Consider the following 12,454-nt stretch of genomic DNA (forward strand, 5'->3'; position numbering starts at 1 on the left):
GGATTTGTTCGGAGATTCCTTAGCTGAAGAAATTTCTATAGGCCGTCTCAACCCTTACAGAAACGTCATCAGGCTTGAAAGCCAGATTCTCCCATGCAGCCACGTCAACAGATAACAAGGGATTCGCAACTGCAGGTGACTTCAACCCGCACTGTTGGCGAACCTTAAAAATTGCGAAGACCTCCAAAGGCAGCAAATCAAAAGGTGGGTTTTTGAACTCAGGGTCCCAAGCTCCGCCCTTATCTTCGGCGTTAGCTAAGTGATATTGGCATACCGCGTCCAGTACACCGGCAAGCCTTTGCTCATCTGCCCAACTGTCTATCACTTTCTTGTAAATGCCGAGATCCATAGACTCAATCAGGGCAGGTGCACTCCCACCCGAATAGACAGAATAGAGCCACAGCATGAAAGGTTCGAATCGACGCTCTTTGAGATAGCCGGGATCAACAGCTCCATCAGCAGTTAACATCCCGACAAGCACATCGGCGACTGATTCCGCTAGATCTTGCCTATCCGCAGCAATGAAACCTGCAAGTAAGCAACCTGCATTGCTCAACTGATTGGTCAGATTCGGGGCGTTTCTAATGCCTTGAAGAAAGCTCGTATTAGAAAAGGTCTTAGCTTTGAGCATTAGCACCCAATAGCGGTAAATCATCGCGCGGGATACTTCCTCCCAGCCAGAAATATCACCGGTACAAATAGAAACCTCTCCCTGTATACCGTGAAAAACTGCAAGTATCCCCAATGAATCAGATACATTGCCCAAACCCTCCAAGGAGTCACAGGCAAGATCCTCTTCAAGGTACTCAAGCTCTTGAGCCACCATCCCATCCGACTGAGAGAGCCAGTGCCGATGCTGCTCAAGGATTCTTTCTATTTTTTTCATTCTGGTACGTCCCATCAGTCAATTACGCGCCCAAGGTGAGACCCGCAATACTTCACCCTGTAGGTCAACGCCGATCAAATTACCGCTCACATTTTCAGGGGCACGCCTGAACTCCCGAAGCATCTGCCTAGCCTGCTGCTGCTCTGCCAAGCTGATGCTCCTGTAACGACCTTGCCGACTGGCTGCCTGACTCAGAACATCCTCGATGAACGTTGTCATGTTCTGCTGTCGTACGGAAAGATCTCCTACATTCCCGTTCGCGAAGTTTTTACTTCAGTGAACGCGAGGCGGCCATCCGGCGTACGGCTTACAATGTCGATACCGTTACCACTGCGGTTCTGCACAGCGAAGGTGTCAGTGTGGTTGTTGTCACGCAAGAAAACCTTGGAGATATCTTCACCTAGGTCACCAATCTGCTCATTGGTTAGCTTCGAAAGATCTTTACCTCGGGTGGCTGAAAACAGATCAAGTGTCGTACCCGGATTAACGGCCCCACCTGTCTGACCTAGCCCTTTTGCCCCAGCCTCCAAAACATTCCGATCAACCAGCACCGCCGCACCCGCCGACGTATTCGCAGCAGTCGGGTCGATGGAAGCACTGGTCGCTGCCAGCCCGGTCACGAGGCTGACGATCAAATTGCGTTTGGCTTCGCGCTGTTCTTCGCTTTCGTCCGGGCTGCTTTGCGAGAAGAGGCCGGTCAGTAGGCTGGAGGCCGCTGCGCCTTAGGCACCGCTGCGGCCCCTGCGCAGGCGATGATGCCGCGCAGGAGAGTTTTTGATATCAACGGATCGCCAAATTTTGCTTAGCCTAAACTTTTAATGGTGTACTGCTTCAAAAAGTTAACGCTTCAGCTGACGAAGAATAGTCAGATGAACATCTAAATCGCATTTGACCATATTCTCCAAACAAGGTGCTCCACCGAGGAAAAGCGGCGGTTGAAATCCATAGACTTCGCTTTCGTTGAGTGGGCCCAGCTTCTTCAAAGCTTGTTCGAATAAAAATTGACCCTCGCCATTCTCCAGATCATATTTTTCCTTTTCGAACATTGCAAAAAAGGTTTGTATTGCGAGATCTGGATTTTTATTCGGTTTCTGTAGCTGGCTTTTTAGAGCGACAATTGAACCTGTGAAACATGAAACTACTATTCTTTGGTTATATCTCTCTCCCCATGCATACAATGCTCCAAATGCGCTACGTGCGATCACGTGATAGTTGTCGAGTCCTTCAATTTCAGTTCCCGCCAACCACATATCAAGTAAATGCTTGTAGTCATCAGGGTTGACGGTCCAAAACAATCCATCGGCATGACCGCACCAACCTTCTTCCTTCCAGTATCCCAGTAAGGCATCCGGCAAGATACCGGAATATTTTGAGATTTGCTCGTGATGCACGTCACGACGAATAGTGGCCTCTCCTGCTTCAGCTATAAAAGCTTCGAAATCTGGATCTCTCATTTTTCGCACCCCTCAGTAGCTCAAGTCGAACATTAAGTCTAGCGTTACCATTGCCGTTAGCGATAGCTGTATTCACAGCGTTATCAGTCTCTGGAATTCGGCTCGGCCAGCTTCCCCCGATAGAAGAATTCACATTCTTATCACCCATTCTTACGGGAGCTGGCGCATTATAGCCACCTGCTACCATGTCCGGTTCGTGTAAGGCAGCGAGATTTGATCTTATCGCCTTTGCACGAGCTTTAGCCATTTCAGTCGCTTCTGATGGTGGAACATTTTTACTTATTAAGTGTTGTCGGATGTTGTTAAATATTAACGATTCAAGCTCATTGCCTAGGCTTTTTTGCATTGATTCAGCAATCGGATTACGTCCGTTTTGAATGTAAAAACAGGGGGCAGCTTCTAATAGCACGCATGCGAGTGCATTAAAGGCTTCTGATTTTCGTACATGGTCATGGTCGCCCCGGAGGGGGCTGCAGAAATGCTGTAGTTGTTGGACTTGGTGGGGCATGAGCGCGACCTTGGTAAGCACATCCACTCGGCATCGGGAAAATGGGGGGCAGACCACTATTATGCTTAAAAAGCAAAACCGTGGTTTACCCTATATTTTCCTCTTGCGGCTCTTAATTATTAACGGCTCATGCCCATACTTCCTGACCATCAGAGGTTAGCCATACTACGCCTGCAGGTGAGGTGGTTAAAAACCAAAAACCAAAACCATCCAGTTCATCTTCCTCGGGGGCGACAGGCCATGCCAGCTTGATAAGATCAATCTGCTCTTCAATGTCCCCCATAAGAAAATTTCCTTTCGCAGCCAGCTTTATATGTCCCTCAGTAATTAGGCGTTTGAGTATTTTAAAAAAAATCTCGGACTTTTCTTCATTGCTCAGTTCTAAACTAGACAGTTCTATACTTAAGTGCTGCCAGATCGAACCCATCGAAAGACCAAATGAACTTTTGAGAACAGCGTCATACAGAGAATCTATGTTCATTTGAATTTGATCTCGATTCTTTTGCCCGCATTAATGGAAGGATTTATTACATCTATTGTCCACGTTGCACCTGACTGCTGGGCTGAGTCCGAGAAATTCCTTAACGTGATTTTGCTGCCTGCGTTTTCGCCAGAAGTAATCTTGGCTGCATATACGTCTCCTTTTCCAGGAATCGACTTGACCGTTGGCATGCTGTCAGATCCTGTCAACTGTTTAAAGTATTTCATCACATCTGAAGTTGTAGCCCCGGCGTAGACTGGTGCGCCCATACTAAGTTGAGAATCAGCTTTGAACGTTTTGCCCCCTATCGTCAATTCGAAATCCTTAGGCTGAAGAGTTGGATTATTATATTGCTCTGCAAGATCGCCAATCCGATTGTCAGATTGGCGCTGTAGGATTGTTCCAGGCTGCTTGGTTGTTAAATCAGGACCTTTATTGTTCTTTGCTATGCGATCAAGCGCCGCCTTCTCAGCCTCGACAAGCGGATTCTTTTGGGACTCAGCTTTTGCAAACTTCTCGATTCTAGCGATCTCAGCCATTTTCTCAAGCTGTGCGCCACTCGCCTTGATCCCTGCCTTCGCCAGCGTCACGCCGCCTTTTGCCGCGCCACCGAAACCTGCTGCGAGACTGCCGAAGTCCCAGGCGATTTCGCCTAGGGTCCTGCCTAAGGCTTCGGCGTTTTCGTCGCCGCCGACTTCAATGGCTTTCTGGACCGTGGCGATCTTGGCGTTGATGTCGTTCAAGAAGCTTTCGCTAAACTGCTCACGGGCTTCAGTGCTGTTAGCCAGTTGGAGTAAACCTTTCATTGCTTCGGCCGGATTCATGGCAAATTCCGCCAAGCCCGTGACGTCGCTCCAGCCGGCCTCCCTCAGACCTTTACCGATGCCGAACTGCGTCAGCACGTCCTGTTTGCTGCTGATGTAGGCCCATTTGGCAAACACTTTGCTCGTTTCGCCGAAGCCTTTCGCTTCGTCATATTCTTTCTTGAACTGCACAATCTGCTGCGTCGCCAACCAATTGTTATCCACCGCCGCACCCGCCGCCGTATTCGCAGCAGTCGGGTCGATGGAAGCACTGGTCGCTGCCAAGCCGGTTACCAGGCTGACGATCAAATTACGTTTGGCTTCGCGCTGTTCTTCGCTTTCGTCGGGGCTGCTTTGCGAGAACAGGCCGGTCAGCAGGCTGGAGGCCGCTGCGCCTGCGGCACCGCTGCCGCAGCTCTGGCTGCTGGCGGCGGCACCTGCGCAGGCGACGATGCCGTGCAAGGCGGCGTGCAGGGGAGAGCCTTCGGTGAGTTCGCCGTCGGCCACCAGGTCGCCGATGTAGCTCGCGCCTTTTTGCTGAACGTAGTTGACCACCAGCCCTTGCACGAAGGCAGCGTTGCCCGCGCTGATGTTGCCGCCGGCTGCGCCGATCAGGGCGGTGGTGATCTGGCGGTAGGTGCCGCCTGCGCCCCAGTTTTCGGAGATGTCGTTGGCTTCTCCCAGCAGTTGCCTTGCCTGGGTCTGTAGGGCCATCTGTGCGGCATCATTGTTGCCGTTGATCTGGTCGGCTTTCTCCTGCAACGCTTTCGCCTGTTCGCGCTTGAGGTCCGCTTCCCGTGCCTTGTTGGCCAAAAAGGTGCTGGCTTCGTTGGAGAACGCACTGACGATCTCGAAACCTGCGCGGATCTCGTCCTCGTCGAAGATCGGCTTGAGTGCGTTGCTGCCGTCGCGATCACTGGACACGTCGCGGTTGAGGCTGGCAACAGTCTGATCGGCGGTTTGGCCGGTGCGTTTCTGCTGTTCGGCGGCGTCGGTGATGACGATGGCGCCACCGCTGATACCGCTGCGGGTCACGCTGGCGTAGTTGGAATTGATGTTGGTCGCGCCGAAGTTGCCGCTGCCGCCACTGATGGTGCTCATGCCGGCGCAGAAGGGCGGAACGCACAGACTGACACCAAAACCGAGGCTCTTTTCGTCGACCTTGTAGGTGTTGGTGTCCTGCAGGCTTTCGATATTGAGATCGCCGCCGACGTCGGCGATGACCTTCTTGCCACTCGCTACCGCGCCTTTGATCTGGGTGTCGAGTTAAAAGCGGGAAAAGTCTGATTATCTGATCGGACGAGCTTTCTTGAATCTCAAGCCACAAGGGGATCAAAAATCAATGCCTACTTCAGACCTTTCCTAGGTAAACTACATGTCTATGAACCTCAGTTTTCAGGGTATTTGAACTTTGTACTGACTTGCTCTCCATGTTTATATGAAACTACGAATGAAACCCAATTTTCACTGCGTTGCTCAGCGCTATGCTTAAGCTTATCTACCAACTCATACACCTGTGTATCGTCCATTTCTGTCCGGGCGTTGGTGGTCTCTACTCCATCCTTTTCGACAAGTAACTCTGTGTCTATGAATCCTTTTCCTATTATCACCTCGTAACGAAAACGATCATAGCCGTCGATAATTCCGTTATCAATAATGGAAAATATTTTTTTAACTAATACAAGGTCTTCGGTAATCATGCGTGTTCCTTTAAAAGCTTGCTGGATTCATTTTTGAAAATGGATATTTTTAACTATATTTAAAGTCTATTTTTTATCTTCATTGTTTTCAAGAAGCGCTTCACTGTGCAGCCGGTCCATGGTTTTCCCTCCGTATACAGCTTTCTAGTTTCAAAAAAACTTCTCAGTCTTAATAGGAGATCAAGTAGGTCACTGTCAACTTTAGCTGTTTTAGGTATAAGCCACTGTTTTTGAACCTTTTCTGCGGTATATTCAAATGGTAGTTTGCAATGATCGTTTTCTAAGGACAGCTAGGCTTCTACAATACTTCTTGCGCTTCGGGGGGCAATTGCTACCGGGATTTTACCAATGCCTTGATTGATTTCATCATCAATCATCATATGCCTCTTGGGCTGTTGACGTAGGTTTCTCTCACAGGGCGCTCCGACCCAACTTTATAGGTGACGATAAACTTCTCTGTGCGTATAGATGCTCCAGTATACAGATACCATTTTAACATCTTGCCGGTGACGCCGAGGTCGACGGTAAACCCGTTCTTGGCGCCGCCTAGAGAAAAGCCGATGCCGACGCTGGCACTGCTGCCTTTGCTGTCGGTGTTCTGGGTGCGAGTGTTATTGGCAGCGGAAAATAAGGGGCAGACCACTATTATGTCTAAAAAAGCAAAACTGTGTCCTGACTCCTATTTTTGCTATTTTTGCTACTGCCGTTGGTGATGGATGTACTCAAAGCGTCATCAATCGCTGGAGCTTGGCTCTGCCAGAGCCCTCCGAATCCACATTTGCATCACCTCCCCGCTCTTATGGGAGATAGCGTAGTCCCTATAAGTATCCTTTTTTGCTTGATCTTTCTATAATTGTTTTTTTTCTTCGCCTAGTATGAGTGCTCGACTAAGCATCTCGGTAGTGATATAGGGCGCAAATCCAAGTCGATCACCCTTATCAAAGCTCTGTTTATAAATACTCAAACGTCCGATATCACCCGCTAAAGCTAGAGCTGCTAAATGTCGGATAGGCAGCGCTCCTTTAGCATCGGTTGGCAGATCTTTATAAAACTTTAATCCTTCATCGATACTCTGGGAGCGTGCCCAAGATATAGCTTTCTCAGTTAGCTTGATAACACTATCGCTAGACAGATTAACTAACTTTTCTGGCGCATCATTACTTACCTTAATTGGAATGTTGTTGCGCACATCGCCCGATATAAAAGAAACAGCGTCAGAAAATTCTTCTGTCGAAATGGAAGGCATGAGCGAAACCCGAAAATGGTCCGAGCGTTTACCCACAGAAGGTATGACCTGAAGTTGAATGCCTCCGAGATCGGTTACGCAAAAATAGTCACCTACTTCATCCTTGCTACAATCCCAACCCTGTTCCTTCAAAATTGACACTACATTTTTTTCGTTCATTGCTTGGCCCCAGGAAAATTCATAATTTCAATTGGAATTCCATCAGGATATCCTTGCTCCTTTAACGGCACCCCTGGCCTTAGGCCAAAGCTTTCGGCAACCTTACCCCTTGGAATCGAACTGCCATCTTGTATTTGAGGGAAAATCTCGGATTGCCGAATACTAAGATCCGCATTCCCTGTCTTAACTTCAATAATCCTAAGGGTTCCATCTGGCGCTTCGGCAACGATATCTGGTCTGCAACGACCTGTGCCACAGGAACTGCCAAATGATATTTCTTTTTCGCTGACTCTGAACCCTTGAGATAAAAGTTGATCCTTGATGTCATCTACCATGTTCAGATGGTGGTCATAGTGATCCTTGATAGTAATTTTTGGGGGCCCTGCCTTTTTTGCCCCAGCCTCCAAAACATTCCGATCAATCAGCACCGCTGCTTCCGAATCCGTCATTGCGCTCATCGGATTCAGATTTTTGGCATTAATCGCCGCAACCTTCTCGATTTTAGCGAGCTCCGCCATTTTCTCAAGCTGTGCGCCACCCACCTTGATCCCGGCCTTGGCCAGCGCCACGCCGCCCGTTGCGGCACCGCCGACACCGGTCGCGATGCTGCCCACCTGCCAGGCAATCTCGCCGATGGATTGACCCAGCAGGACCGCATTCTCGTCGCCGCCTTTCTCCAGTGCGACGGTCACCCGGTCGATCTTGACGTTGAGCTCCTTGATCAGGGTTTCGCCAAATTGCTCTCGGGCTGCGGGGTTGTTGACGAGCTCTTTCAGGCCTTTCAACCCTTCGATCGGATGGGCGACAAACTCCGCCAGTTCCGTGACGTCGTTCCAGCCGGACTGCGCCAGACCTTTACCGATGCCGAACTGCGTCAGCACGTCCTGTTTGCTGCTGATGTAGGCCCATTTGGCAAACACTTTGCCCGTTTCGCCGACGCCTTTCGCTTCGTCATATTCCTTCTTGAACTGCACAATCTGCTGCGTCGCTAACCAATTTTTATCCACCGCCGCACCCGCCGCCGTATTGGCGGTAGTCGGGTCGATGGAAGCACTGGTCGCTGCCAGCCCGGTCACGAGGCTGACGATCAAATTACGTTTGGCTTCGCGCTGTTCTTCGCTTTCGTCGGGGCTGCTTTGCGAGAACAGGCCGGTCAACAGGCTGGAGGCCGCTGCGCCTGCGGCACCGCTGCCGCAACTCTGGCTGCTGGCGACGGCACCTGCGCAGGCGACGATGCTGTAGGTGTTGGTGTCCTGCAGGCTTTCGATGTCAGGTCGCCGCCGACGTCGGCGATGACCTTCTTGCCACTCGCTACCGCGCCTTTGATCCGGGTGTCGAGTTAAAAGCGGGAAAAGTCTGATTATCTGATCGGGCGAGCTTTCTTGAATCTCAAGCCACAAGGGGATCAAAAATCAATGCCTACTTCAGACCTTTCCTAGGTAAACTATATGTCTATGAGCACCTCAGTTTTCAGGGTATTTGAACTTTGTACTGACTTGCTCTCCATGTTTATATGAAACTACGAATGAAACCCAATTTTCACCCCGTTGCTCAGCGCTATGCTTAAGCTTATCTACCAACTCATACAGCTGTGTATCGTCCATTTCTGTCCGGGCGTTGGTGGTCTCTACTCCATCCTTTTCGACAAGTAACTCTGTGTCTATGAATCCTTTTCCTATTATCACCTCGTAACGAAAACGATCATAGCCGTCGATAATTCCGTTATCAATAATGGAAAATATTTCTTTAACTAATACAAGGTCTTTGGTAATCATGTGTGTTCCTTTAAAAGCTTGCTGGATTCATTATTGAAAATGGATATTTTCAACTATATTTAAATTCTATCTTTATCTTCATTGTTTTCAAGGAACGCTTCACTGTGCAGCCGGTCCATGGCTTTCCCTCTGTATACAGCTTTCTAGTTTCAAAAAAACTTCTCAGTCTTAATAGGAGATCAAGTAGGTCACTGTCAACTTTAGCTGTTTTAGGTATAAACCACTGTTTTTCAGCCTTTTCTGCGGTATCGTCAAATGATAGTTTGCAATGATCGTTTTCCAAGGACAGCTCGGCTTCTACAATACTTCTTGCGCTTCTGGGGGGCAATTGCTACCAGAATTTTACCAATGCCTTGATTGATTTCATCATCAATCATCATATGCCTCTTGGGCTGTTGACGTAGGTTGCTCTCACAGGGCGCTCCGACCCAACTTTATAGGTGACGGTAAACTTCTCTGGGCGTATAGATGCTCCAGTATACAGGTCCCATTTTAACATCTTGCCGGTGACGCCGAGGTCGAGGATAACCCCGTTCTTGGTGCCGCCTAGCGAGAAGCCGATGCCGACATTGCTGCCTTTGCTGTTGGTGTTCTGGGTGCTGGTGTTATTGGCAGCGGAAAATAGGGGACAGACCACTATTATTTTTAAAAACGCAAAACCGTGGTGTGCCCCGATGTCCTCTTTTTGGAGAAATAATGTCAATATAGTCCTTTACAAAAGCTTTTGTACCTACAAGTAATCTAGCCAGTCACCGGACTTAACATTTTGTCTCTTCTTAAGAAAATCTTCGTACCGAGCTTTATGTTTTTCAACATCACCCTCAATATCTATAGAAATAAAACTATGTCCTCTCTCCTCTACAGATAACGTTGTTGGCTTTACCTTCATTGGCATAAGCTCGATCAAGACCCCCGAGACCTTAGACTTATGAAATATACAGCTTTTTCCTCCGGCCAAGGGAAGGATTTCATCCATCACAGAAAACATTATTTCAGGGTTAGATATCTCAATTTTTTCGCCGTCTTCATAATCTTCTGAATAGTTCTCTGGTATGAGGAAAAGCCTACAATCAATAATAACCAACCAACCCTCTAACTCAATAATATCGCCGATATTCATTTTCACTTCCCTATCACAATGACATCAACGCCTGTTGGCATTGCGCCATCTACCAGCCCTTGTTGAACACCCCTTGGCCCGACATACGGGGCTTACGTCATATAGTAACTCACGCCATCAACAGGCTTAATGCTGTAAATAATTATGAGGTTTTTTCATTGACCAGCAGGAACCTGAACGATAACACTCGCTCCTTCTTGCAGTGCTTTGTTTAAATGCTCAGGTAGCATTGTCGTATTTACAATAATTTTAGCTCCCGTCTTAGATACCACATCTGATAACTCTAGAGTGTTGACGACGCACTTTCCTGTCATACATTTCTGATGCGTGTTCCGATCATCTTTAGTTAATGAAGTACCTTGTTCGACTTTCTCAGCGCTGCACAGCGCGCCGTACTTCGCTTTGGTGGAGCTGCTTTGCGAGAACAGGCCGGTTAACAGGCTGGACGCCACTGCGCCTGAGGCACCGCTGCCGCAGCTCTGGCTGCTGGCTGTTCCTGCGCAGGCGACGATGCCGCGCAGGAGAGTTTCTGATATCAACGGATCGCCAAATTTAGCTTAACCGAAGCTTTTAGCGATGTACTGCCTAAAAAATTAACGCTTCAGCTGACGAAGAATAGTCAGATGAACATCTAAATCGCATTTGACTATATTCTCCAAACAAGGTGCTCCACCGAGGAAAAGCGGCGGTTGAAATCCATAAATTTCGCTTTCGTCGAGCGGGCCCAGCTTCTTCAGGGCTTGTTCGAATAAAAATTGACCCTCGCCATTCTCCAGATCATATTTTTCCTTTTCGAACATTGCAAAAAAGGTTTGTATTGCGAGATCTGGATTTTTATTCGGTTTCTGTAGCTGGCTTTTTAGAGCGACAATTGAACCTGTGAAACATGAAACTACTATTCTTTGGTTATATTTTTCTCCCCATGCATACAATGCTCCAAATGCGCTCCGAGCTATCACGTGATAGTTGTCGAGCCCTTCAATTTCAGTTCCCGCCAACCACATATCAATCAAGTGCTTATAGTCATCAGGGTTGACGGTCCAAAATAATCCATCGGCATAACCGCACCAACCTTCTTCTTTCCAGTATCCCAGTAAAGCATCCGGCAACATGCCGGAATATTTTAATATTTGCTCTTGAAGCACATCACGACGAATAGTCGCTTCTCCTGCTTCAGCTATAAAAGCTTCGAAATCTGGATCTCTCATTTTTGCGAGCCTCTCAGTAGCTAAAGCCGGGCATCAAGTTTGGCAGCCAACATTTCCGTTAGGAGAAAATAGAAAATAGGGGGGCAGGCTATTATTTTTAAAAAATAAGCAAAGCCGTGCTTTGACCCCTATTTTTGCACTCGAGCTATAATTTTTGGCTGCAGTCCTCGTTTCAAGTATTTCGGCGCTTGTCGCTACACCAGTCGTCTCGTCAACAAACAAACGTATTGAAACTCGGCGGTCGTCACGGGCCTGCTGGCAGTTACGTACCAAGGTAACCCTGCCAAGTCATTCAATCCCGGCGGCAGCACCGCGTACCGACCCGGCAGGTCCATCTGCTTCTGTTCAACTCTTCAACGCTGGCAAAGACAGCATTTCATCGTACTGTGGCCAGTCTTCCCTTGCGCGCTTGAGCACACCTTGCATCAACTCGTCGAACTCAGGCACTGGCTGCTCGGGCGGCAGTTGGTCAAAGGGCGCGGCCATCAGCGGATGATCAATCTGCTGAGGATTGGGCAAGCCTTCCCATTGGCGTAGACGCAGTATGTAGAGGATTTCCAACGGCACGCGCTCCATGTGGCATTCCTGATCGAAATCGTACGAATTTTTTTGGCTGTCTTTGCCGGTTTGCCAGGTGTGGCGGTCACATGCGGCCAGCAGGCAGGGCAACAAGTCGTCGGGGTTGGCGGTGCGCCAGTTGGCCAGTAGAGCTTCGTAGACAGGTTCATCATATGCATAGGCTGGCCACGGGTGCGATACATCCCCCACCCAGTCGGCAAACACGCGCAGCATAAAGGCCTGGGCCCGGCGGTGCTGCTCTTCGTACTCGATCACCAACTGATGTTTGCGATTAAGTGCCGCATGAGTGAGATAGCCCTGATGGATAACGGCATCTTTCCAACCCAGGATCGCCATCGCAGCCATCATGTTGGTACCGGTTTGGATACTGTAGTTTTGTTGGCGGATATAGTTACCGGGGCGTTGATCGTACTGGTGTGCCCAAAAGTACAATTGCCAAACACCTACCTGCCAGTAACGCATCCAGCGAGCCAATTCCTGCAACCATTGCGGGTTGTCTGGGGCAGTGGCAAGCACTTTATAGAGTCTGACCCGC

General features: G+C 48.9%; 14 protein-coding genes and 1 pseudogene. All 15 read right to left on the reverse strand.

What is annotated here, in order from left to right:
- Window positions 1-19: 19 nt before the first annotated feature.
- On the reverse strand, window positions 20-886 hold the full coding sequence (locus AC0IXS_RS15805; protein WP_471825101.1) for a hypothetical protein: 867 nt from the start codon (window positions 884-886) through the stop codon (window positions 20-22).
- A 245-nt stretch (window positions 887-1,131) separates the two neighbouring features.
- The gene (locus tag AC0IXS_RS15810) at window positions 1,132-1,521 is read right to left on the reverse strand and encodes a PDDEXK family nuclease (RefSeq protein ID WP_471825103.1); all 390 of its coding nucleotides are present in this window, start codon (window positions 1,519-1,521) and stop codon (window positions 1,132-1,134) included.
- A gap of 204 nt (window positions 1,522-1,725) precedes the next feature.
- Complete coding sequence (locus AC0IXS_RS15815) at window positions 1,726-2,340, reverse strand: GAD-like domain-containing protein (RefSeq protein ID WP_471825105.1); 615 nt, start codon at window positions 2,338-2,340, stop codon at window positions 1,726-1,728.
- A complete protein-coding gene (locus tag AC0IXS_RS15820) occupies window positions 2,306-2,848 on the reverse strand; it encodes a polymorphic toxin type 15 domain-containing protein (protein WP_471825107.1) in 543 nt (180 codons plus the stop codon). The genes AC0IXS_RS15815 and AC0IXS_RS15820 overlap by 35 nt, the downstream gene beginning before the upstream one ends.
- A 127-nt stretch (window positions 2,849-2,975) precedes the next feature.
- Window positions 2,976-3,329 (reverse strand): DUF596 domain-containing protein, encoded by a 354-nt coding sequence (locus tag AC0IXS_RS15825; RefSeq protein WP_471825109.1) that lies wholly within the window; start codon window positions 3,327-3,329, stop codon window positions 2,976-2,978.
- Window positions 3,326-5,395: pseudogene (locus AC0IXS_RS15830) on the reverse strand (hemagglutinin repeat-containing protein); the annotation flags it as partial. The gene AC0IXS_RS15825 and the pseudogene AC0IXS_RS15830, both read right to left, overlap by 4 nt.
- Before the next feature lie 125 nt (window positions 5,396-5,520).
- Window positions 5,521-5,832 (reverse strand): hypothetical protein, encoded by a 312-nt coding sequence (locus AC0IXS_RS15835; protein ID WP_471825111.1) that lies wholly within the window; start codon window positions 5,830-5,832, stop codon window positions 5,521-5,523.
- 847 nt (window positions 5,833-6,679) lie between these two features.
- Complete coding sequence (locus tag AC0IXS_RS15840; RefSeq protein WP_471825113.1) at window positions 6,680-7,237, reverse strand: DUF6990 domain-containing protein; 558 nt, start codon at window positions 7,235-7,237, stop codon at window positions 6,680-6,682.
- A complete protein-coding gene (locus AC0IXS_RS15845; protein ID WP_471825115.1) occupies window positions 7,234-8,646 on the reverse strand; it encodes a hypothetical protein in 1,413 nt (470 codons plus the stop codon). The genes AC0IXS_RS15840 and AC0IXS_RS15845 overlap by 4 nt, the downstream gene beginning before the upstream one ends.
- A 54-nt stretch (window positions 8,647-8,700) precedes the next feature.
- Complete coding sequence (locus AC0IXS_RS15850; RefSeq protein ID WP_471825117.1) at window positions 8,701-9,012, reverse strand: hypothetical protein; 312 nt, start codon at window positions 9,010-9,012, stop codon at window positions 8,701-8,703.
- Between the two features lie 376 nt (window positions 9,013-9,388).
- A complete protein-coding gene (locus AC0IXS_RS15855; RefSeq protein ID WP_471825119.1) occupies window positions 9,389-9,715 on the reverse strand; it encodes a hypothetical protein in 327 nt (108 codons plus the stop codon).
- A 27-nt stretch (window positions 9,716-9,742) separates the two neighbouring features.
- The gene (locus AC0IXS_RS15860) at window positions 9,743-10,132 is read right to left on the reverse strand and encodes a hypothetical protein (RefSeq protein WP_471825121.1); all 390 of its coding nucleotides are present in this window, start codon (window positions 10,130-10,132) and stop codon (window positions 9,743-9,745) included.
- A gap of 155 nt (window positions 10,133-10,287) precedes the next feature.
- On the reverse strand, window positions 10,288-10,671 hold the full coding sequence (locus AC0IXS_RS15865) for a hypothetical protein (RefSeq protein ID WP_137203385.1): 384 nt from the start codon (window positions 10,669-10,671) through the stop codon (window positions 10,288-10,290).
- A gap of 54 nt (window positions 10,672-10,725) precedes the next feature.
- Complete coding sequence (locus AC0IXS_RS15870) at window positions 10,726-11,340, reverse strand: GAD-like domain-containing protein (RefSeq protein ID WP_471825123.1); 615 nt, start codon at window positions 11,338-11,340, stop codon at window positions 10,726-10,728.
- Window positions 11,341-11,685: 345 nt separating this feature from the next.
- Window positions 11,686-12,351 carry a hypothetical protein gene (locus AC0IXS_RS15875; protein WP_471826247.1) on the reverse strand — a complete coding sequence of 222 codons (666 nt, stop codon included), beginning with the start codon at window positions 12,349-12,351 and terminating at the stop codon, window positions 11,686-11,688.
- Window positions 12,352-12,454: the final 103 nt, after the last annotated feature.

The organism is Pseudomonas sp. AC016 (assembly GCF_979253365.1).